General features: G+C 34.9%; 16 protein-coding genes. 9 read left to right on the top strand and 7 right to left on the bottom strand.

Translation table 11 applies throughout. The features are described 5' to 3' along the window. Positions 1–21: 21 nt before the first annotated feature. Together ACFWV9_RS14235 and ACFWV9_RS14230 are read right to left on the bottom strand one after the other, a co-directional pair. Positions 22–483, bottom strand: a complete 462-nt coding sequence (locus tag ACFWV9_RS14235) for a hypothetical protein (RefSeq protein WP_411895905.1) — start codon at positions 481–483, stop codon at positions 22–24. A gap of 6 nt (positions 484–489) precedes the next feature. Beyond that, positions 490–915 (bottom strand): hypothetical protein, encoded by a 426-nt coding sequence (locus ACFWV9_RS14230; protein ID WP_411895904.1) that lies wholly within the window; start codon positions 913–915, stop codon positions 490–492. Between the two features lie 525 nt (positions 916–1,440). Here ACFWV9_RS14230 and gyrB point away from each other — a divergent pair. The 7 genes from gyrB to ACFWV9_RS14195 all read left to right on the top strand — a co-directional run bounded on the left by gyrB (position 1,441) and on the right by ACFWV9_RS14195 (position 10,974). Further along, entirely contained in the window at positions 1,441–3,390 is a 1,950-nt protein-coding gene (gene gyrB, locus ACFWV9_RS14225; RefSeq protein WP_411895903.1) for a DNA topoisomerase (ATP-hydrolyzing) subunit B, read from the top strand. Between the two features lie 229 nt (positions 3,391–3,619). Beyond that, entirely contained in the window at positions 3,620–4,666 is a 1,047-nt protein-coding gene (locus tag ACFWV9_RS14220) for a DUF6588 family protein (RefSeq protein WP_411895902.1), read from the top strand. 142 nt (positions 4,667–4,808) lie between these two features. Next, positions 4,809–5,735 (top strand): malate dehydrogenase, encoded by a 927-nt coding sequence (locus tag ACFWV9_RS14215; RefSeq protein WP_411895901.1) that lies wholly within the window; start codon positions 4,809–4,811, stop codon positions 5,733–5,735. Between the two features lie 69 nt (positions 5,736–5,804). Next, positions 5,805–6,425: a hypothetical protein gene (locus ACFWV9_RS14210; protein WP_411895900.1), complete on the top strand. Its 621-nt coding sequence runs from the start codon at positions 5,805–5,807 to the stop codon at positions 6,423–6,425. A 140-nt stretch (positions 6,426–6,565) separates the two neighbouring features. Beyond that, a complete protein-coding gene (gene secDF / locus ACFWV9_RS14205) occupies positions 6,566–9,610 on the top strand; it encodes a protein translocase subunit SecDF (protein WP_411895899.1) in 3,045 nt (1,014 codons plus the stop codon). 207 nt (positions 9,611–9,817) lie between these two features. Continuing rightward, the gene (locus ACFWV9_RS14200) at positions 9,818–10,123 is read left to right on the top strand and encodes a hypothetical protein (protein WP_411895898.1); all 306 of its coding nucleotides are present in this window, start codon (positions 9,818–9,820) and stop codon (positions 10,121–10,123) included. Further along, on the top strand, positions 10,120–10,974 hold the full coding sequence (locus tag ACFWV9_RS14195; protein ID WP_411895897.1) for a hypothetical protein: 855 nt from the start codon (positions 10,120–10,122) through the stop codon (positions 10,972–10,974). The genes ACFWV9_RS14200 and ACFWV9_RS14195 overlap by 4 nt, the downstream gene beginning before the upstream one ends. On the opposite strand, the gene ACFWV9_RS14190 is transcribed toward ACFWV9_RS14195, so the two are convergent. The 5 genes from ACFWV9_RS14190 to folE all read right to left on the bottom strand — a co-directional run bounded on the left by ACFWV9_RS14190 (position 10,975) and on the right by folE (position 14,825). Further along, positions 10,975–11,475, bottom strand: coding sequence for a DUF192 domain-containing protein (locus tag ACFWV9_RS14190; protein WP_411895896.1), 501 nt, complete (start codon positions 11,473–11,475; stop codon positions 10,975–10,977). Next, positions 11,475–12,305 carry a prolipoprotein diacylglyceryl transferase gene (gene lgt, locus ACFWV9_RS14185; protein WP_411895895.1) on the bottom strand — a complete coding sequence of 277 codons (831 nt, stop codon included), beginning with the start codon at positions 12,303–12,305 and terminating at the stop codon, positions 11,475–11,477. The genes ACFWV9_RS14190 and lgt overlap by 1 nt, the downstream gene beginning before the upstream one ends. A 65-nt stretch (positions 12,306–12,370) precedes the next feature. Continuing rightward, positions 12,371–12,604, bottom strand: a complete 234-nt coding sequence (yidD, locus tag ACFWV9_RS14180; protein WP_411895894.1) for a membrane protein insertion efficiency factor YidD — start codon at positions 12,602–12,604, stop codon at positions 12,371–12,373. Positions 12,605–12,606: 2 nt separating this feature from the next. Next, a complete protein-coding gene (cysS, locus tag ACFWV9_RS14175) occupies positions 12,607–14,088 on the bottom strand; it encodes a cysteine--tRNA ligase (RefSeq protein ID WP_411895893.1) in 1,482 nt (493 codons plus the stop codon). A gap of 59 nt (positions 14,089–14,147) precedes the next feature. After that, positions 14,148–14,825 carry a GTP cyclohydrolase I FolE gene (folE, locus tag ACFWV9_RS14170; protein WP_411895892.1) on the bottom strand — a complete coding sequence of 226 codons (678 nt, stop codon included), beginning with the start codon at positions 14,823–14,825 and terminating at the stop codon, positions 14,148–14,150. Between the two features lie 191 nt (positions 14,826–15,016). On the opposite strand from folE, the gene ACFWV9_RS14165 reads away from it, so the two are divergent. Both ACFWV9_RS14165 and ACFWV9_RS14160 read left to right on the top strand, forming a co-directional pair. Beyond that, complete coding sequence (locus ACFWV9_RS14165) at positions 15,017–15,484, top strand: hypothetical protein (protein ID WP_411895891.1); 468 nt, start codon at positions 15,017–15,019, stop codon at positions 15,482–15,484. 3 nt (positions 15,485–15,487) lie between these two features. After that, positions 15,488–18,711 (top strand): PKD domain-containing protein (locus ACFWV9_RS14160; protein ID WP_411895890.1); only part of this gene is annotated, 3,224 nt, incomplete at its 3' end.

Here is an 18,711-nt window from a genome sequence, read left to right as displayed (position 1 = left end):
GTGGTAATTATCAATTTTTAATTATCTCGGTCCCATTGATCTGCGCTTGTAACCAGAAGGAGGTTCAAAAGCACTAGGATCTATAGTACGTCGAGATGTGTTTTTTAATACAGTTTCATTTTCTAATTCACCTCCTTCAAATTCCCTAGTAACAACAGGAAATCCATTTGCAAGATTCATTTCCTTATACGGACTGTTACCACCGAGCATTTTTCCGAGATTGTCCTTTATGCTTTCAGTGAAGTTATTCATGCCTTCAAAAGCAATACGAGCTTCGTTTCCACCATCAATATTTTTAAAATCCGTTGTCCAGGTCTCTCTAATTTTCTGACCTTCTAGGTAAGTTTCATATTTTAAACAAGGATAACCTTCTTTGGTTTCTCGTATACCTGTGTTTTTTAAAACTGGTGTAGGTATTTGAGTATTCATTCCTGGCATTCCAGGCATCTTTCCACCGCTTTGTTTTTGAGCCTGTTCAATCATTTCGCGTTACTCCTTCGTCAAACTTTTCATTGCCTCTTCCATCATGTTTTTCGATTTATCAATATTGCCAACCATCGATTCAATAAAAGCATCATCTACAACGTAGTATTCCTTTCTATCATGATCTACCAAGGTCATTTCTCCATTCTTCCCTTTTTTGCTGTTAAATATAAAGGCACCTCTTCCGGTTTTCTCGTCTGGTAAAACATCCATGTTCAAATTACCATCTTGAATTCGGGCTTCCATTTTTTCTAAGCGTTTTGTTGGTTGATTGTAATTGGTTACTTCCAATTCAAAAACCACACCTTGCATTAAATGACTATTTGGTGTAATAGCACTTTTTGTATCAAAACCCATTAAACCATAAAGTATCGTGCAGGCTAAAACAGTAAGGATTGGGACTGTTGCAAGTTTAGAATTTAAAATTTTCATGACCTATGGATTAGTTAATGTTTTCATTATGAGTAAGATAAGAAATATTTACTACTTATAAAAGTCTAGGTCCTAAAATTATCAGAATCCGTTTGTAGCCAAAGTTTCTTAATTTTTATGTCCCAAACACCAATAAAAGAGAAGTTGGTAATGGCCAATAAGAAGCATTTTTTGAACAAAAAATCAGATATGACCTTATGAATCAGAACAAGACTACCAAATACTATTAATAGGCCATTTTTCGACAGGTAATTGGACTATCTGAAATTTAAAATTTAACGTCTAAGCCACTTTGTGAATTTTCGATTTATCAAAAGGCTAAAAAATTATCAAAATCTAATTTAAGCTACTTTTTAGCTGTTTTAAGCTACTTTTAGGTTTTTAACAATTGTTGATAATTATCCTATTCAATAGGTAAAAACCTTTTAAAACGCCTTATAAAATCGTATATTTGTTAGTATTCAAAAATGATACAAACGTGTCATTTTTTTATGTCATAAATCGAACTAAATTTTATCGAAAATAATGAGCGAAAAGAAAGAAGAATTTAACAAGCACAATTACTCAGCTGATAGTATTCAGGCGTTAGAAGGAATGGAGCATGTGCGTATGCGTCCATCCATGTACATTGGTGACGTAGGTACAAGAGGATTACACCATTTAGTATATGAAGTTGTAGATAACTCTATTGATGAAGCCTTAGCAGGTCATTGTGATAATATTACCGTAATTATTAATGAAGATAATTCTATTACCACCGAAGATGATGGACGTGGTATACCTGTAGACCTTCACAAAAAAGAAGGCGTATCTGCATTAGAGGTTGTAATGACAAAAATTGGTGCAGGTGGTAAGTTTGATAAAGATTCTTATAAAGTCTCTGGTGGTTTACATGGTGTAGGTGTAAGTTGTGTTAATGCCTTATCTGAGCATTTAAAAGCTACGGTGTATAGAGACGGTAAAATATGGGAGCAAGAATATGAACGTGGTAAGACCATGTACCCAGTTAAACAAGTTGGCACTACAGATAAAAGAGGAACAACAGTTACCTTTAGACCAGATACCACAATTTTTACGCAAACAATAGAGTATAATTATGATACCCTAGCGAGTCGTATGCGCGAATTATCATTCCTTAATAAAGGAATCACAGTTCATTTAATAGATCGCCGTCATAAAAAGGAAGATGGTTCTTTTGAAGGTGAAACGTTTCACTCTGAGAATGGTTTACCAGAATTTGTGAAATATTTAGATGGTAATCGTGAACCTTTAATGAAAGATGTGATAGCGTTTGAGGGTGAAAAGAATGGCGTGCCAGTTGAGGTAGCTATGGTTTATAATACGTCTTATGCAGAAAATTTACACTCTTATGTAAATAATATCAATACACACGAAGGTGGTACACATTTAACTGGTTTTCGTCGTGGATTAACGCACACGCTTAAGAAATATGCAGATAGTTCTGGTATGTTAGACAAATTAAAGTTTGATATTGCTGGAGACGATTTCCGTGAAGGGTTAACAGCGATTATTTCTGTAAAGGTTCAAGAACCTCAGTTTGAAGGTCAGACTAAAACAAAACTCGGTAACAGAGAAGTATCTTCTTCGGTGTCTCAGGCCGTTTCAGAAATGCTTACCGATTACTTAGAGGAGCACCCAGACGATGCCAAGATCATTGTTCAAAAAGTAATATTGGCGGCGCAAGCACGTCACGCGGCACAAAAAGCGCGTGAAATGGTGCAACGTAAAACGGTAATGAGCATTGGCGGATTACCTGGTAAATTATCAGATTGTTCAGAGCAAGATCCTGCAAAATGTGAAGTATTCCTTGTAGAGGGTGATTCTGCAGGTGGTACGGCAAAGCAAGGTAGAGATAGAGCCTTTCAGGCTATCTTACCGTTAAGAGGTAAAATTCTTAATGTAGAAAAGGCGATGCAACATAAGGTTTTTGAGAATGAAGAAATCAAAAATATATTTACGGCACTAGGTGTTACAATAGGAACTGAGGAGGACCCAAGAGCCTTAAACCTCTCTAAGTTGCGATATCATAAAGTTGTTATTATGTGTGATGCCGATATTGATGGTAGCCACATTGCAACATTAATTCTAACATTCTTCTTTAGATATATGAAAGAGTTGGTAGAAAACGGACATATTTATATTGCAACACCACCTTTATATTTGGTTAAAAAAGGTGCTAAAAAGCAATATGCTTGGAGCGATCAAGAACGTGACGAAATTGTAACGAGTTTTGGTGAAAGTGCAAAAATTCAGCGTTATAAGGGTCTTGGTGAAATGAATGCCGAGCAACTTTGGGACACTACAATGAATCCTGAGTTTAGGACAATGCGCCAAGTACAAATTGATAATGGTGTAGAAGCAGATCGTATATTCTCAATGTTAATGGGTGACGAGGTGCCACCTCGTAGAGAGTTTATTGAGAAGAATGCTATATATGCTAATATTGATGCCTAGTTTTATTTAGGTTTAGATAATAACAGTATAATAAGAGCCATACCTTTTTAGGTGTGGCTTTTTTTATTTTGTTTAACAACAATTAAAACAACTTAGAAATCTCAAAAAATCTTAATAAATAATTCAATGCTTCACTTTAATTATTTAACGATTAAATACAAAAAAACACGATAAAATGCGTTAATTAGATTTTTTTTTATAGATTTACCCCAATCTTAACCTATTAAAAATGAAAAAGTTAATTGCCTCAATACTAATCATTACGAGTATTCAAATTAGTAATGCTCAAGAATTAGAAACTATTTTACTCGCCTCTGATGATGCCAGTTTACTAACACAAAACTATTTAAGTCCTGCTATTGAAGGCTTAATGTATAGTATGAATGGTGGCTGGGCTACCACAGCCAAAGTGCACAAAAAATTTGGATTTGATATTACCATTGGTGCAAATCTATCTTTTGTACCAGATGAAGCACAATTTTTTGCTTTTGCGCCTAGTGACTATGAATTTCTGACATTGCCAAATGGAGAGAGTCAAATACCAACCGTTATGAGTGAGAATGATTCAGAGACCACGATAGATGTATCTGTACCTGTTGGAGATGGAACATTTAAGGTGGCTAGTTTTGACATGCCAGGTGGTATAGCAGAAGATTTACCTGCCAGTGCAGTACCTGCACCATCAGTTCAGGTAGGATTTGGTTTGCCTTTTAAAACAGATATTAAGGCAAGATTTGTACCCAACCTAGCTTTTGATGATGATTTTGAATCGGGCCTCGTTGGTTTTGGGCTTCAACACGATTTGACTCAGTATTTTGGACCTATGGACAAATTACCGCTAAGTATTTCAATTTTAGCAGCTTTTACAAATATGACTGTCACTTATAATATTGAAGACGATGATTTAATTGACAATGTAGCAGTTAGTAATGGAGAAGCAGAATTTAAGATGAATACATGGACAGTACAAGCATTAGGATCTTTAGATTTTAAAATTATTACTTTTTATGGTAGTGTTGGTTATAACAATGGTAAAACAACGGCAAAGATGAAAGGAGATTATACCTTAACATATGATTTAGAAGATGGCAGTGGCAATACAATAGGCACTGTTGATGAAACAATTAGTAATCCTATAAACTTAGATTTTGAATCTAACGGTATGCGTGCTACTTTAGGAACAAGATTGAATCTAGCCTTTTTTAAGATTTTTGCAGATTATACGTTTCAAGAATATAATACGGCATCTTTGGGTATCGCCTTTAGTTTTAGATAGTAAATTATCATATGGTTTATATAAAAGCAGTCTTTAATAGACTGCTTTTTTTATTTTTTAATACTATGACTTATGTCATGGAAATTAGACCTTAAAGCTGTAAATTTGTACTCGAATTTTTAACGTTATAAACAATTTTAAAATGAAAGTAACCGTAGTTGGCGCTGGTGCAGTAGGCGCAAGTTGTGCAGAATATATAGCAATGAAAAACTTTGCTTCTGAAGTTGTAATTCTCGATATTAAAGAAGGCTATGCAGAAGGTAAAGCAATGGACTTAATGCAATGCGCGTCTTTAAATGCTTTTGATACTAAGATTACAGGTAGTACAAATGACTATTCTAAAACAGCAAATAGTGATATTTGCGTAATCACATCTGGTATTCCTCGTAAACCAGGTATGACACGTGAAGAATTAATTGGTATAAATGCAGGTATTGTAAAATCTGTATCTTCAAGTTTAGTGCAGCACTCACCAAATACAATTATTATAGTGGTAAGTAATCCAATGGATACTATGACTTATTTAGTTCATCAAACTACGGATTTACTAAAGCATAAAATTATCGGAATGGGTGGCGCATTAGATTCTGCAAGATTTAAATATAGATTAGCAGAAGCATTGGATGCACCAATAAGTGATATAGATGGTATGGTTATCGGAGGACATAGTGATAAAGGAATGGTACCTTTAACATCACATGCAACGAGAAACAGTATTAATGTTTCTGAGTTTATTTCTGAAGAAAGATTAAACCAAGTTAAAGAAGATACTAAAGTTGGCGGAGCAACTTTGACCAAGTTATTAGGAACTTCTGCTTGGTACGCACCTGGTGCAGCAGTTAGTGGTTTGGTACAGGCAATAGCATGTGACCAGAAAAAAATGTTCCCTTGTTCTACCTTATTAGAAGGAGAATATGGATTGAGTGATTTATGTATTGGTGTACCTGTAATTTTAGGGCGCAATGGTATTGAAAAGATAGTAGATGTACCGTTAAGCGATGCTGAAAAAGCACACTTGGCAGAAAGTGCTGAAGGTGTTAAGAAAACAAATGGGCTTTTAGATTTATAAATAAATTAGAACATTATATATTATTATAAAGACTGTAGCAATACAGTCTTTATTTTTTATATTTGGCGGATGAAATTGAAATTACATTTTGGTATTGTAATGGTAATGCTCATGTTCTTAGGAACATATATTGAGCATAACATTTCGCCTAATCAACAAATTGTTATTCAATTTTCTAATGATCAAATTTCTTCAGATAAGGCAAATTTTGCCATAGAATCCTTAAAACAACAGCTTCAAGAAATTGGTGCTGAGAAACTGCAAATAGTTAAGTATAGTAGTGGTCAATTAAAAATCACATATTATAGTGAAGCCAATGTTAAGAGCATTCGTAAGGTGCTTTCTAATCAAGAAAATCTTGTTTTAGATTATTCTTATGAAGATGATTCAAATGATAAATCAAAATCTGAAAATGAAGAGGTTTATAAATTCAATGTATCAGAAATTCAAGATAAACCAATAAACAATTGGGATTTTGAAGGAACAGAAATCACTGAGTTAAATCACAAGAGCGATCGTTACTATTTTCCAAAATTAAAAAATACTTCTACAAAAGAAGATATTGAGAATTACAGTTCTAAATTATACTCAAGATTTAACTTACTGAGTATCTTTCATTTTAATAAGAACAAATTTTCTTATCAAATTCCTGAGGTGAGAGCAGGACCTTCATTGTTAGGGAATAGCTAATCTGAAATAATTCCCCTATTCAATTCAAATACTTTTTCAATCAAAAAGTAGAAACCCATTTAACAATAAAAAATAATTGTCGGATAAGACGCTAAACTCTATATTTGCGCGACTAATTTTCGACATAAAACAACAATAAAATGCAAAACAAAGGAATAATTAAACTGTTTGCACTCCTATTTGGATTGGTGAGTATTTACCAATTATCATTTACGTTTAAAGCGAATCAAATAGAAGATGAAGCTAAGACATATGCTGTAAGTAAGTATGCAGAAACAGATGAGGATTACCAAGACAAAAGAAACCAAGCAGAAATTGATTACTTAGACTCTTTAAAAACCTCTAAAATTAAAGTAGGTGAGGATTTTGAATCTATTGAAGTTTATAATATGGGTGTTGCTCAATACACTTATAATGAAGTAGAAGAGAATGCCATGAAATTAGGTCTTGACCTTAAAGGTGGTATTAATGCTATCATACAGATTTCCGTAAAAGACATCCTAAAAGGTTTGGCCAATAATAGTAGAGATCCAATCTTTAATAAGGCCCTTGATGATGCAGAAGAATTACAAAAGGATGCGCAAGAATCTTACCTAGAATCTTTCTTTAGAGCTTTTGACGCTATAAAGGGAGATACTAAACTAGCTTCTCCAGATATATTTGCCAATCGTGACTTAAGTGATGTCATTAAATTTGATATGTCGGACGATGAAGTAAAGGGTATTCTTGAAACTAAGATAGATGAATCTATAGTTTCTGCCTTTGAAGTATTACGTAATCGTATCGATGGATTTGGTGTAACGTCACCTAACATTCAACGATTAGGGAATTCTGGTCGTATCTTAATTGAATTACCTGGAGCTAAAGATAAAAAGCGTGTTGTAGATATTATTACAAAAACTGCACAATTACAATTCTGGGAAACGTATAAGACGCAAGAAGTATTACCATATATTCTTCAAGTAAATCAAGCTTTAGTTGAAGCTAATAAAGATAAAGTAGATGCATCAACTGAGGTTGCTGAAGCTGAAGAAGTTGTAGACAGTACAGAAAGCGCAATTGATGAATTAACAGGTCAGATAGAAACTGACTCTACAGATGTTGCGGATATAAATCCATTAGGCATTCAGAGTTATGGAAATGGTGGATCTGTAGCAGCGATATTCTTAGCTAAAGATAGAGAAAAGGTATTAGAAGAATTAAACAATTCAAAGAATAGAGCATTACTCCCAGCAGAGATGCGCTTTGCAAAATTTGTTTGGGGAATTCAAGATAAAGATTCCGAGTACTCAGAATTATATGCTATCAAAGGCAATAGAGATGGTGTGCCTCCATTAAGTGGTGCTGTTATTACTGATGCAAATCAAGATTATGACCAAATTAGTAGACCAGCTGTAAGTATGCAGATGAATGCTAAAGGAGCAAAAACTTGGGAAGAAATGACCAAAAAAGCATTTGAAACTCAAGGTTATATTGCCATTGTATTAGATAATATTGTTTATTCTGCGCCTAGTGTTTCTAATGGAGCAATTGCAGGTGGTAGATCACAAATATCTGGTGCCTTCTCACTAACTGAGGCAATAGATTTAGCTAACGTATTAAGAGCGGGTAAATTACCTGCTTCTGCAGAAATAGTTCAAGCTGAAGAAGTTGGACCGTCTTTGGGTCAAGAAGCTATTGATAGTGGTATGAAATCCTTTTTAATTGCATTAGCTTTTGTGCTTCTTTGGATGATTTTTTACTATGGTAAAGCAGGTTTTGCTGCAGATGTGGCGTTATTGTTAAACATACTTTTAATCTTTGGTGTATTAGCAAGTTTAGGTGCAGTATTAACCTTACCAGGTATTGCAGGTATCGTATTAACAATTGGTATATCGGTTGATGCCAATGTACTTATTTTTGAACGTATAAGGGAGGAAATAGATAAAGGTAAATCGCAAAAAGAATCTGTTAAAGATGGTTTTGCAAATGCATTGTCTTCAATATTAGATGCAAATATCACAACAGGTTTAACGGCGTTAATATTATTTGTGTTTGGTACAGGGCCAATTAAAGGATTTGCTACAACTTTAATAATTGGTATCGTAACGTCTTTATTTACAGCAATTTTTATTACGAGATTATTAATTGATTGGTATGTAAATAGAGGAGGGAAATTAGATTTCTCAACTGCAATGACAAAAGGACTTTTCAAGAATGTGAATATCAACTTCTTGAGAAAACGAAAAATTGCCTATGTTATTTCTAGTATCTTATTAATTGCGAGTGTTGGATCCTTATTTACAACAGGATTAGACCAAGGAATTGATTTCGTTGGTGGTCGAACTTACTTGGTAAGATTTGCTCAAGAGGTGAGCGTTGAAGAAGTTAAAGGCGATTTAAATGCCGAATTTGGTAGTGCTGAAGTAAAGACTATTGGTGGTGCCAATCAGTTAAAGATTTCAACTAAATATAAAGTAGAAGACAACTCTACTGATACTGATGAAGAGGTGCAGTCTAAATTATTTGAAGTATTGACTAAATACTTACCGGATGGAATAACCTATGAAGAATTTCTTGATGGCTCTGGAGATGCCAAGATTGGAAAGATGTTTTCGAGTAAAGTAAGTCCAACTATTGCAGATGACATTAAGAAATCGTCAGTTTGGGCTATTCTGGGCTCATTGGTCGTAGTCTTCCTTTATATCTTATTTAGATTTAAAAAATGGCAATTTTCGTTGGGTGCAGTTGCAGCCGTTTTCCATGATGTATTAATTGTATTGGGTATTTTCTCAATAACATGGAGATTTATGCCATTTAGTATGGAAATTGATCAAGCTTTCATAGCAGCGATATTAACTGTAATTGGGTACTCGCTTAATGATACCGTGGTTGTATTTGATAGAATTAGAGAATTCTTAAATGAGCATACGTCTTGGGAGTTTGGTAAAACAATTAACGCGTCTCTTAATAGTACATTAAGTAGAACATTGAACACATCTGTAACTACCTTAGTTGTGTTATTGGCAATGTTTGTCTTTGGCGCAGATTCTTTAAGAGGGTTATTATTTGCCTTAATAGTGGGTGTGATAGTTGGTACATATTCTTCTATGTTTATCGCAACACCGTTAATGTATGATACTGCCAAAAAAGGAGATGCAGCAGAATCTTTAAAGAAGAAAGAAAAAGAAGAAGACGAGGCGTAATCAACTTGTTGAATAGATATTAAAAATGCCTTTCCATATCGGGAAGGCATTTTTAGTTTCTAATCCCTTTAATAGTTTATTTATATTTTAGTGATCTCAATAAAGCAAATGACCAGCACACCGAAATCTTTTTTATTAAAATATGGCATATCTAGCTTTATGCTTGTTGTTATAGCAATTCAGTTTTATTCTGTTAAAACAAAAAATTTGAATAAATGGAAAGGTGGCGGTTTTGGTATGTATTCAGAAATTCATTATTACTACAATCAAATTTACATTCCAGACATGTCTGTAGATTCTTTAATAAAAGACGACAGCATGAAAGAATCTTTAGGGTTTTTAATGTTAATGCCAAATGATATTAATCTTAAGAAATCTGCAGAACTTATTTTAAAAACTACTAAAAGAGATAGTATTAATATCCAGATTTGGAGGCCTTTAATGAATTCAGAAAGTGGTGTTTATACAAGAGTATTGGAGAACGAAACTTATTTAAAACACCAAGACCTGTGAATTACTGGTTATCCATAAAAGACAAATTTAATGACCAAATTGTCTTAGGTACGCAACTATTAGTTTTACTGCTATGTGTCTATGTATTCATACTAGCAGAGGAACATGTTCTCTGGAAAGCACCTTTAATATTCGTTGGTTTATTGAGTTGGTATCTGTTGCGTGATAAAACAGACCATCCTATTCTTTTGATTCTAGGACTTGTACTGCTTATAATAGACTTATGTTACTCATATTATTGGGTGGCGAATCATCACTTTATGCTACTATTTGTAGTGTTGGCGGTCATATTGTATGTCTATCATCAAGATAAGGATATCTTTCTAAATAACATTCAGTTGATTTTGGTTATTGTCATCCTTACTTCTGTTATACAAAAGCTCTTGTCGAGTCAATTTATGAGTGGTGATTTTTATTATTACATGATAAATAGAGGTGCGCTTTTTAGGTTTTTTATTAATTTCTTTCCAGATAGTTTAGAAGTTGTGAAAAGTAATCAGGAACAGCTATTGGCTTTGCATGATACAAATCCAAACATACAGCAATCTATTGTAATGAAAGATATTATCCCAAACCTTGGAAAGATAAGTGTAATCTACGCATGGCTCACAGTTATAATAGAATCTTTCATTGCTTTTGCAATGTTATGGAAATCCAGAAATACTTGGACCCATTTACTTTTAATCGTTATGATTCTAGGTATTTTATGCGCAAGGTTTGAGACTGGTTTTATGGCTCTACTTGCTGTTTGCGGAATGTTTTTATGTAATAATGTTAAGCTAAGACTATTTTACGTTATAATTTTTATGGCTTGTATAGCTTTTATTGTCACAAAAATAGGATACCATTAACTAGTCTATAACACTAAACTCAATTTTATCTCCAATCTCAAGTTTCCACTGATCAGAAAGACCACCATTAATTTCTAAAACGTATTTAGCTGGTGCATCAGATGGAAGTGAAGTCTCATCTAATGGTTTTGCGTTTTTTTGAAAACTTACAATTGTTTTCTCGTCATTTATATAAATGATGTCTAATGGAATTTTAGTGTTCTTCATGTAAAAACTACGTAATGAAACATCAGGAAATATGAACAGCATACCTTGATTAATTCCCAATTCAGTTCTGTACATTAGACCGGTTTGAGTTTCGTATTCATTATCTGCAATTTCAATATCGATACTTTTAATAATTGAATCAGAAATGGCTTTTTTTAAATTTAATGTTCCTTCTTTTTTGAACAAAACTTCTACTTTATCCTTAGTAATAGATACCTTATCCTCTTTACAATTATGAAGTGATACAAGTATAGAAACTACAAAAGAGAATTTGAGTATTTGCTTTAAAGACATTACTTAATCTGCGTTTTAGGTTTATACATAAACATAAAATAAAGTCCTATTAGTATAAACGGTATGCTTAGTAATTGTCCCGTAGATAGTACATTGCCAAAATAGTCCTCAATGCCACCTTGACTAACTTTTACATATTCCACAAAGAATCTAACAGTCCAAAGTAGAACTAAAAATAATCCAAATAGAAATCCTTGTTGTTCAGCTTTTTTGGTTTTCCAATAAAAATAAAAGAGAATTAAGAATACAAAAACGTAACAAAAAGCTTCGTATAACTGCGCAGGATGCCTTGGTTGATTTTCTCCTAATTGTTTAAATACGACTCCAAATTCACTATTGGTAAATTTTCCAATAATTTCAGAGTTAATGAAGTTGCCTATTCTAACAAAAACAGCGCCAAGTGCCACTGGAACAACCACACGATCTAAAATCCAAAGCACAGATTTTTTCAATATTTTTTTGTTGTATAAATACATTGAAATAATCATAGCTATCGCAGCACCATGACTCGCAAGCCCTTGGAAGCCAGTAAATTCAAAACCACCTTTAAATTTAAAAGGTAAGAATATACTAAAGAAGTCTTCTGTAATTAATTCGGATTGGTAGAATATAACATGTCCTAATCTTGCACCTAGCATTATACCTATTACAGAATAAATAAACAACGAATCTAAAGACTCATCAGATTGGTTTTCATTTCTATAGATACGCTTCATAATGTAGAACCCAAGTATAAAGGCTACAATCCACATAACACTATAAAAGTGAAGCTTAAAAAATCCCAGGTCTAAATATTTAATCGGATCCCAAACAATTTGTATTGAATGCATAGGTGTTTACTTTATGCCGTAAATATAATATTTTGATAGGTTTTGGTAGAGAGATTAACGTATTATTAATCTTCTTTTGGAGGTACTGGATCAAATCCTTTTCCACCCCAAGGATGACAACTAAAAATTCGTTTTATAGCAAGTTTACCACCTTTAAATATGCCATGGACTTCTAATGCTTCTTTGGCATAATGAGAACATGTTGGTTGGTATCTGCATGTAGCAGGAGTTAAAGGGGAAATTACGTTTTGATATACTTTAATTAAGAACAGAAATGGATATGTAAGAACCTTTTTCACAACTATTTGGTCGTAAAAGTCGTTCCATCTTTACCATCTTGCAATTGTATACCTGCATCTGCTAATTCATCCCTGATTTTATCAGATAATGCGAAATCTTTGTTAACCCTTGCTTCTTTTCTAAGGTTGATTAAGATTTCCACAGCGCTTGACAATTTATCATTACCTGCAACTTCTTTATCACTGTTTTTAAGTCCTAGAATATCAAAGGTGAAGGTCTTAATCGTAGATTTTAAAAGCTCCAAGTCTTCATTTGTAATTGTAGTACTTCCGTCTTTTATCTGATTGATAAATTTAGCGCCTTCAAATAGATTCGCAATTAAAACAGGAGTATTAAAATCGTCATTCATAGCGTCATAACATTTCTGCTTCCAGCTTTGAATATCAGTTGAGGAATTACTACTTGCTTTTAGGTCATCTAACAAATTTATGGCTTCCATTAATCTAAAATATCCCTTTTCACTAGCCAATAATCCATTATTAGTAAAGTCTAAAATACTTCTGTAATGAGCCTGAAGCATAAAGAATCTAGCAACACTTGGTAGATATGCTTTTGTTATATGTTGATTGTCACCAGAGAATATTTCATTAGGTAAAATATAATTACCAGTAGATTTTGCCATTTTCTTGCCATTCATGATAAGCATATTGGCATGAAGCCAATAGTTAACCGGTGCTTTATCATTTGTAGCTTCAGCTTGGGCTATTTCACATTCGTGATGTGGAAATTTTAAATCCATTCCACCACCATGAATATCAAACTGCTCACCCAAATACTTGGTACTCATTGCAGTACATTCTAGATGCCATCCTGGGAATCCATCACTCCAAGGTGATGGCCAACGCATAATATGTTGTGGTTCTGCTTTTTTCCATAGTGCAAAATCTTGAGGGTTCTTTTTGTCGGACTGACCGTCAAGAGCTCTTGTATTATGAATCAAGTCTTCAACCTTTCTTTTACTCAGAATTCCGTAACTCTTACTTTCGTTGTATTTTAAAACATCAAAATAAACTGAACCATTCACCTCATAGGCAAAGCCATTGTAAACTATACTTTTAATAATTTCAATTTGCTCAATGATATGCCCAGTTGCAGTTGGCTCAATACTTGGTGGTAAAAAATTGAAGGTATTTAAAATGTTATGAAAATCTACAGTGTATCGCTGCACAACTTCCATTGGTTCTATAGCTTCAAGTCTTGCTTTTTTAGCAATTCTATCTTCACCTTCATCAGCATCGTTTTCTAAATGCCCAGCATCAGTAATATTTCTGACATATCTTACCTTATATTCTAAGTGTTTCAAATATCTGTAAATGACATCAAAAGACATGAATGTTCTCACATTACCAAGATGTACATTGCTATAAACTGTTGGTCCACAAACATACATCCCAACATAACCTGGAGTTATAGGCTTAAAACCCTCTTTTTCACCACTAAGGGAATTATAAATTTTTATGGATTGAGTTTCGTATAAAGGCATGATGTAAATGTCTGATAGAATGTAAAAACAAATCTATAACTAAGCTATAGATTTAGCAACTAAAATTTTGTATCTAACTGAATGTAGTCTAAGAATTCTCTTTTGGTTTCCTTCTCTTTGAATTTACCTCCAAATTCAGATGTCACTGTACTACTTTCAATATCTCTAATACCACGTGAATTAACGCAAAGGTGTTTGGCATCAATAACACAGGCAACATCTTCAGTATTTAGTACTTTTTGAAGTTCTTTTACAATTTGAATAGTCAGTCGTTCTTGTACCTGTGGTCGTTTCGCAAAATAATCTACAATACGGTTCATTTTAGATAATCCTACCACAGTACCATTTGAAATATAAGCTACATGTGCTTTGCCTACAATTGGTAATAAGTGATGCTCACAAGTAGAATATACAGTGATATTCTTCTCTACTAACATCTCGCCATATTTATATTTGTTTTCAAACGTAGAGGCACTTGGTTTTTTAGCAGGATCTAATCCGCCAAATATTTCGTTAACAAACATCTTTGCAACGCGCCTTGGGGTACCTTTGAGACTATCATCAGTTAAGTCCAATCCCAAAGTTTCCAAAATATGTCTAACATCGTCTTTAATGATATCCATTTTCTCCTTATTTGTCAGCTTAAAAGCGTCGTCTCTCATTGGAGTTTCACTAGAAGAAGAAACATGGTCATCTCCAAGAGCGTCTATATCATTAAACTCGCTATCAATTCTCATAGTTTAAAATAATTATTTTTACCATAAACGAAGTGCAAAGATACGTAATAAAAATAGTATCAATAAGGTAGGACTTTTATAATTACAGCTGTTATATTAATAAATCCGGTGAATTACGCATTACATTGACAAATTAACATTAATAATTATAAAATTTTCTTAATTTTCACAACTTTAATAAATTCATAATTATGTATAGATTCCTTCTAAGAATCCTGATCTTGTTTTTATTGTTTTCTTCCAGTGAAATTATAGGTCAAACAGCACAAAATATAAAGTTCAAAGCTGTAAAATATAAACCAAATGTGGATGCGCCATTAACGAGCAGTGAAATGGCAAAAATCAAGGAGGTTTATCAAGAATCAACACAAGATGTTGTTTTAAATGATAAAGCACATTTAAAACGAATAAAGCACTTACTAAGAAATAGAATAAACCTTCTGAGATTAAATGAAAAAGCAAAACATCGCAATTATATAAACCTATCTGAAGTTGAATTATTCAATCATTACAATCCTGAATTAAAAAGAGATATGGTTTTTGATAGGTATGGATTTAACCCATTGAAATATAACTTGGATTTTTATCCATCACAAAATGTTTTATATAGGATAGATGGCACTGATTATTTCGTTCAAATAATGTCCCAATTTCAATAGAATATGATGAAAAGAATACTTTTACTTTTAATGGTTTTATTGTCCTATGTGTCTAGTGCGCAGGACATAATAATGCAAAATGGGACATTTAATCAATGTTCAGCAGGATTTTTCTATGACTCTGGAGGAGAATTTGGACCTGCTGGAAATAATGAAAATTTAACCTTAACCTTGTGTCCTGACAATCCAGGTTTTCAGGCTCAAGTGAATTTTACTTTTTTTCAACTTCAGGCTAACTTAGATTTTTTGGCCATTTATAATGGTCCGGATGCAACTTATGACGAAATAGGAACATTTACGGCTGTTAATGACCCTGGTTTAATAATAGCCTCACTAACGGAGATTAATCCAGGAGGACAACCTAATCCAGATGGATGCTTAACATTTGTATATACAAGTAATCCGGATGGACCCTCGGCTGGCTGGGAAGCCGAAATTTCTTGTTTTGAGCCATGTCAATCTATTGATGCAGTACTTGTAAACACAACTCCAGCTGTTAACGCTGAAGATATAATTAGAATCTGTCAAGGAGATCAAGTAACGTTTGAAGGTGACGGTGTCTTTGGTGCGGATCCGACAGGTGCAACCTACACATGGGACTTCGGGGATGGAACTTCTGATACAGGTCAAACGGTAACGAAAACATATAATGATGAGGGTATTTACATTGTCAACTTAGCTGTTGGTGATGATAATCCTGCGGGATGTACAAGTTTTAATCTAATTAATCAGTTCATACATGTATCGTCAAATCCAGATTTTTCTGGTACCGCCTCAGATCAGGCAACTATTTGCTATGGAGAACAAGTAGATATTACAGGTCAAGTTCAAGGTGTTACATTTGCAATTGATTGTGCCAATGGAGGTGTGCAAGCCAACTTAGGCTCTCAAATGGGTCTAACTTATACTTCTGAATTAGAGTTAAATTGTTTCTTAGGCCAACAATTAACGGACCCTACACAACTGGAGAGTATTTGTATTGTTATGGAGCATACTTGGATTGGCGATCTGGAGATTATAGTAATTAGCCCAAGTGGTCAGCAAGTTACTCTGCATAACCAAACTGGTAGTGGAAATTTTTTGGGTGACCCAATAACAACTGACGGGACTGGTCCAGGAGTTGGTTGGGAGTATTGTTTTTCTATGAGTGGTACACAGATTTTAAGTGCTGGCCCAACAATACCAGGGGGAACTCCAACACCCGGTAATTCAATAGATCCAGACGCTGGTCCATTCCTTCCAATTGGAGACTTTGCTAATTTTGTGGGTACCGATATAAATGGTACATGGACATTGTTTATTGAAGATCATTTAAACATTGATGACGGTACTATTTTTACATGGTCGCTCAACTTTGATGAATCGTTATTAGAGTCAGATTTCGCATTTACTCCAGTTATAACATCTGAGAGTTGGGATACCGATCCAACTATTGTAGCAACTAATGGAAATGTAATCACAGTGGCTCCGCCAGATGCTGGTACCTATACCTATACCTATACTGCTGTAGATGATTTTGGGTGTACATATACTGAAGATGTTTCCGTTGAGGTATTACCAGAGCTGATTACAGACTTACCTAATAACTTGGTTATTTGTAATCCCGGAGCACCACCATACAATTTTGATTTAGAATTGAATACACCGGTAGTAACAGCAAGTGCACCAAATGCTGGTGATTTAGTTGTTACATACCATAATTTACAAATAGATGCAGAAAATGATGTTAATGCTATAGGCGGAACAAATAATTATTCAGGTACTGATGGTGAATTTGTTTATGTGCGTATTGAGTATTTAGATTCAGGATGTAATGATGTCTATTCCTTTAGCTTGAATTTAAGTAATCAGCCAACGATAAATCCGGTAGCAGATATTGAAGTTTGTGATGACGGTCTAAATGACGGAACAGAGCTTTTCAATTTGGAATCCCAGACTCTAGGAATTCTTGGAGCACAAGACCCTAGTTCATTTGAGGTGACCTACCATTTGAGCTTTTCGGATGCAGATGGCGGTGTAAATGCATTGTCAAGTCCTTATCCAAACACCTCTAGTCCTCAGGGGATATGGGTCAGGGTACAGACAATCGGTGATGCTACATGCTATAGTGCCTCTGCCAATCCTGTTTTCAATCTTATCGTAAACCCAAGGGACGACGCGTCCTTTTCTATAACACCTACCTGTGACGGTGCGACGGTCGACCAGCCTCTTGCGACGCCTGGAGGTATATTTGAGTTTACCGGTTTTCCTGGGGTTGGAGTAAATATTGATCCTGCTACAGGGGAAGTAACCGGTGCAACTTCGGGACTGCCCTATGAAGTACAATATACCACAACCGGCATCTGTCCATCGATAAGTACATTGACGTTCACTGTTCTAACAGAAGACGACCCATCGTTTGAAATGGATGCGACCTGTGATGGCGGAACGGCAATAAATGTGGCTACACCTGGTGGAACGTTCGCGTTCAACCCAGTGCCAACCGATACGGCGACGATAGATCCTAATACGGGAGAGGTCACCCTTGGCACGCCAGGGGTAAGCTATACCATCGAGTATACTACAGGAGGAACTTGTCCTGCAAGTAGTACCGAAGTATTGACCGTACTCACATTGGATGACCCGTCCTTTGATCTTAGCCCAACGTGTGATGGTGCCATTACAAACATAACGGGTGACACCGGCGGGACTTTTGTTTTTAATCCAGATCCAGGCGATGGGGCAATATTGGATACGGCTTCGGGTACAATAACAAACGGTATATCTGGAAGTACATATTCTGTGGAATATACGACGAACGGTAACTGTCCGCAGTCTTTAATACAGACGGTAACGGTTACGGCCGAGGACGATGCAACCTTTACGGTTACGCCAACCTGTGATGGCGGTATTGCCGTACCGGGAGCTACGACAACGGCAGGAGGCATATATTCATTTGATACAGTACCGACGGACGGAGCAACCATAGACCCAAATACGGGCGAGGTGACCAACGGCACACCAAATACATCCTATACCATAACGTACAGTACCACTGGAGTGTGCGCGGCCTCGGAAACGGTCACGTTCAGTTCCCAGCCTATAGACGACCCTAGTTTTTCGGTAACACCGACCTGCGATGGAGGTATCGCGAGCATTACGGGCGATATAGGAGGAACCTTTGCATTTGATATCTTGCCGACGGACGGCGCGGTAATCGAACCGGTCACGGGAGCGGTAACCGGAGG

The sequence above is a fragment of the Winogradskyella sp. A2 genome, assembly GCF_046762865.1.
Lineage (GTDB): Bacteria > Bacteroidota > Bacteroidia > Flavobacteriales > Flavobacteriaceae > Winogradskyella.
The sequence above is the reverse complement of the archived record's forward strand: the minus strand, read 5'-3'. Positions and strand labels throughout refer to the sequence as shown.

Bases quoted from the DNA above. Each gene is read 5' to 3' on its own strand.
- ACFWV9_RS14235 (WP_411895905.1), bottom strand. From the start codon at position 483: ATGATTGAACAGGCTCAAAAACAAAGCGGTGGAAAGATGCCTGGAATG.
- ACFWV9_RS14230 (WP_411895904.1), bottom strand. From the start codon at position 915: ATGAAAATTTTAAATTCTAAACTTGCAACAGTCCCAATCCTTACTGTT.
- gyrB (WP_411895903.1), top strand. From the start codon at position 1,441: ATGAGCGAAAAGAAAGAAGAATTTAACAAGCACAATTACTCAGCTGAT.
- ACFWV9_RS14220 (WP_411895902.1), top strand. From the start codon at position 3,620: ATGAAAAAGTTAATTGCCTCAATACTAATCATTACGAGTATTCAAATT.
- ACFWV9_RS14215 (WP_411895901.1), top strand. From the start codon at position 4,809: ATGAAAGTAACCGTAGTTGGCGCTGGTGCAGTAGGCGCAAGTTGTGCA.
- ACFWV9_RS14210 (WP_411895900.1), top strand. From the start codon at position 5,805: ATGAAATTGAAATTACATTTTGGTATTGTAATGGTAATGCTCATGTTC.
- secDF (WP_411895899.1), top strand. From the start codon at position 6,566: ATGCAAAACAAAGGAATAATTAAACTGTTTGCACTCCTATTTGGATTG.
- ACFWV9_RS14190 (WP_411895896.1), bottom strand. From the start codon at position 11,475: ATGTCTTTAAAGCAAATACTCAAATTCTCTTTTGTAGTTTCTATACTT.
- lgt (WP_411895895.1), bottom strand. From the start codon at position 12,305: ATGCATTCAATACAAATTGTTTGGGATCCGATTAAATATTTAGACCTG.
- cysS (WP_411895893.1), bottom strand. From the start codon at position 14,088: ATGCCTTTATACGAAACTCAATCCATAAAAATTTATAATTCCCTTAGT.
- folE (WP_411895892.1), bottom strand. From the start codon at position 14,825: ATGAGAATTGATAGCGAGTTTAATGATATAGACGCTCTTGGAGATGAC.
- ACFWV9_RS14165 (WP_411895891.1), top strand. From the start codon at position 15,017: ATGTATAGATTCCTTCTAAGAATCCTGATCTTGTTTTTATTGTTTTCT.